Origin of the sequence: Streptomyces sp. NPDC000151 (assembly GCF_040301705.1) — a bacterium.
Classification (GTDB): Bacteria; Actinomycetota; Actinomycetes; order Streptomycetales; family Streptomycetaceae; genus Streptomyces.
On the sequence record NZ_JBEPFC010000283.1, the window covers coordinates 1 to 3,051 of the forward strand.

3 protein-coding genes, 1 tRNA gene and 1 other RNA gene are annotated in these 3,051 nt (G+C 68.9%); 3 read left to right on the forward strand and 2 right to left on the reverse strand.

Features of this window, described 5'->3' with window-relative positions; all coding sequences use genetic code 11:
• Nucleotides 1–1,187: DNA polymerase III subunit gamma and tau (locus ABT381_RS35485; RefSeq protein ID WP_351602167.1), on the reverse strand; the 1,187-nt coding region annotated here is incomplete at its 3' end.
• Between the two features lie 110 nt (nucleotides 1,188–1,297).
• Nucleotides 1,298–1,396: signal recognition particle sRNA small type (gene ffs / locus ABT381_RS35490), an RNA gene on the reverse strand.
• Nucleotides 1,397–1,525: 129 nt separating this feature from the next.
• Here ffs and ABT381_RS35495 point away from each other — a divergent pair.
• From ABT381_RS35495 to ABT381_RS35505, 3 genes are all read left to right on the forward strand, one after another.
• Nucleotides 1,526–1,613 (forward strand) — tRNA-Ser (locus ABT381_RS35495).
• Between the two features lie 414 nt (nucleotides 1,614–2,027).
• Complete coding sequence (locus ABT381_RS35500) at nucleotides 2,028–2,231, forward strand: cold-shock protein (protein ID WP_031049505.1); 204 nt, start codon at nucleotides 2,028–2,030, stop codon at nucleotides 2,229–2,231.
• A 335-nt stretch (nucleotides 2,232–2,566) separates the two neighbouring features.
• Nucleotides 2,567–3,051, forward strand: a 485-nt coding sequence (locus tag ABT381_RS35505) for a DEAD/DEAH box helicase (RefSeq protein WP_351602172.1), incomplete at its 3' end; no start/stop codon positions are given.

The window sequence follows — 3,051 nt, forward strand, 5'->3', positions numbered from 1 at the left end:
GGCAGGCCGCCGCCGAGCGCGGCCGCGCCGACCCCGCGCTCCAGGCGGTCCAGCCGCGCCTGCACCGACCGCTCGTCGTCGTACGCGGCGGGCAGCAGCACCCGCGCACAGATCAGCTCCAGCTGGAGCCGCGGCGAGGTCGCCCCGCGCATCTCCGTCAGCCCGGAATTGACGAGATCGGCGGACCGGCTCAGCTCTGCGGCGCCGAAGACGGACGCCTGCGCCTGCATCCGCTCCACGACGTCCGTCGGGGCGTCGATCAGCCCCTTCTCCGCCGCGTCCGGGACCGCCGCCAGGATCACCAGGTCCCGCAGCCGCTCCAGCAGGTCCGCGACGAACCGCCGCGGGTCGTTCCCGCCCTCGATCACGCGGTCCACGACCTCGAAGGCCGCCGCCCCGTCCCCCGAGGCGAACGCCTCCACGATCGAGTCCAGCAACGACCCGTCCGTATAACCGAGCAGTGCCGTCGCCATGGCATACGTCACACCGTCGGCACCGGCGCCCGCCAGCAGCTGGTCCATCACCGACATCGAGTCACGCACGGACCCGGCGCCGGCCCGCACGACCAGCGGCAGCACGCCCTCCTCGACCGGGATCTCCTCGCGGCCGCACACCTCGTGCAGGTACTCCCGCAGCGTCCCCGGGGGCACCAGCCGGAACGGGTAATGGTGCGTACGCGACCGGATCGTCCCGATGACCTTCTCGGGCTCGGTCGTCGCGAAGATGAACTTGAGGTGCTCCGGCGGCTCCTCGACCACCTTCAGCAGGGCGTTGAACCCCGCCGAAGTGACCATGTGGGCCTCGTCGATGATGTAGATCTTGTACCGGCTGCTGGCCGGGCCGAAGAACGCCTTCTCGCGCAGCTCCCGCGCGTCGTCCACGCCACCGTGCGACGCCGCGTCGATCTCGATGACGTCGATCGACCCGCGGCCGTTGCGCGCGAGATCGATGCAGCTCTGGCACTCGCCGCACGGCGTCGGAGTGGGACCTTGCTCACAGTTCAGGCAGCGCGCCAGGATCCGCGCGCTGGTGGTCTTGCCGCAGCCGCGCGGTCCGCTGAAGAGATACGCGTGGTTGACGCGGTTGTTCCGCAGGGCCTGCTGCAGCGGGTCGGTCACGTGCTCTTGCCCGATGACCTCGGCGAAGGTCTCGGGGCGGTAGCGGCGGTACAGCGCAAGGGATGACACGCATACGACGATATCGGCCCGCACTGACAACCGGCCCCGCCGACGGCTTCCCGCTGCCACCCCGCAACAGAGCGCGGCCGCCCCACCAGGCACGGGCCGCCCGCCCCGGAAACGCAAACGCCCCCCACGCACCCGCCAGAGCCGACCTACCCTTGCTGCCTTCCGGCCCTGGGGGAGTTCAGTCAGATAGCGCCACGTGAGGGGCTGCGCCCACAGTACCTGATCCAGCGCCCCCGAAACGACCCGCACCCCCTCCCCGGCCAGGGTTGTTCACGTCACACCGGTCGGCCGGGGATCAGGTTCGCGAGCACTCCTCCACGTCATGTAATGTCTTCCTCGGAGGATTCGCCTAGTGGCCTAGGGCGCACGCTTGGAAAGCGTGTTGGGGGCAACCCCTCACGAGTTCGAATCTCGTATCCTCCGCCAGTGCCTCACCGGGCACTACGTCGAAGGGCCCCACCGCTTGCGGTGGGGCCCTTCGACGTTCCGCGGCGGGCGGCGTACGAGTACGACGGGCAGCGTACGGATGGCGGCAGAAACGCTGTGCCCCACGCGTGCCAATATCTGTGGCCGCGGTGAGAGAAATCAACGCGACGCGCACTGAGGATTTCTTGTGCGGCAGCCGAAGTGGAATTACTCACCACCCAGTGCCGACCGTACCGTGCTAGTGTCGATGTCAGTTGCAGTTGTGGTTCCCAAAACTTCAAGTGCCCTCACCGTGTTTCCGTACCGGTGGGAGCGCTTTTTGTGTTTCCGGTCATTTCCGGCGGGGTGATCATCGCGGCGACGCGGAGTCCGCAAGGTGTGGACTCCGGGCACTGCCCCCAAAGGAGATTTAAAATGGCTGCTGGCACCGTGAAGTGGTTCAACTCGGAAAAGGGCTTCGGCTTCATCGAGCAGGACGGCGGCGGCCCCGACGTCTTCGCCCACTACTCGAACATCGCCACCCAGGGCTTCCGTGAGCTCCAGGAGGGCCAGAAGGTGACCTTCGACATCGCGCAGGGCCAGAAGGGCCCGACGGCCGAGAACATCGTTCCCGCCTGAAGCTGACGCATCATCGCAGCTGGGGCCCGCACCTTGGGGTGCGGGCCCCAGCTCGTTGCTTTTCCCGGCGCGCCGGACATACGCCCCATTCAGGAATCCGGACGCACGTCCCGTTCAGGAATGCGGACGCAATCCGCCTTGTTCCTTGATTGGGCTCGCCCTTGTCCGGCTCGCCCGCTCGGACCGCGCCACTCGTCCGAACGTATCGGTCCGTCGGTCACCTATTACCGACCAGGCCGCTTTCATATTTCATCCGGCTCGTTCTCGCAATTCTCCGCGCTGTGCACTCGCTGCGGGTATTCCTTGATACGTGCCGCATCGAGGAAGGTTCCCCAATGAAGCGCACACGTGGAAACGATCGCTACGACCGCACCCGTACCGGTGGCTCCGGCTCCGGTGGTTCCGGCGGCAGAGGCGGCGGCCGCTTCGGCGCCCCGTCCTCCGGCCGCTCCGGCGCTCCGCGCCGTTCGAGCGGTAACGGTCGCCGACAGGCCGCCCCTCAGGGTGAGTTCGCGTTGCCGGTGACGGTGACTCCTGGGCTGCCCGCCGTCGAGGCGTTCGCCGATCTGGAGATGCCCGCGCCGCTGCTGGCCGAGCTCGGTGCGCAGGGCGTGAGCACGCCGTTCCCGATCCAGGCGGCCACCCTGCCCAACTCCCTGGCCGGCCGCGACGTGCTGGGCCGCGGCCGCACCGGCTCCGGCAAGACCCTCGCCTTCGGCCTCGCCCTGCTGGGCCGCACCGCCGGACAGCGCGCCGAGCCGCGCCGCCCGCTGGCCCTGGTCCTGGTGCCCACCCGCGAGCTGGCCCAGCAGGTCACCGA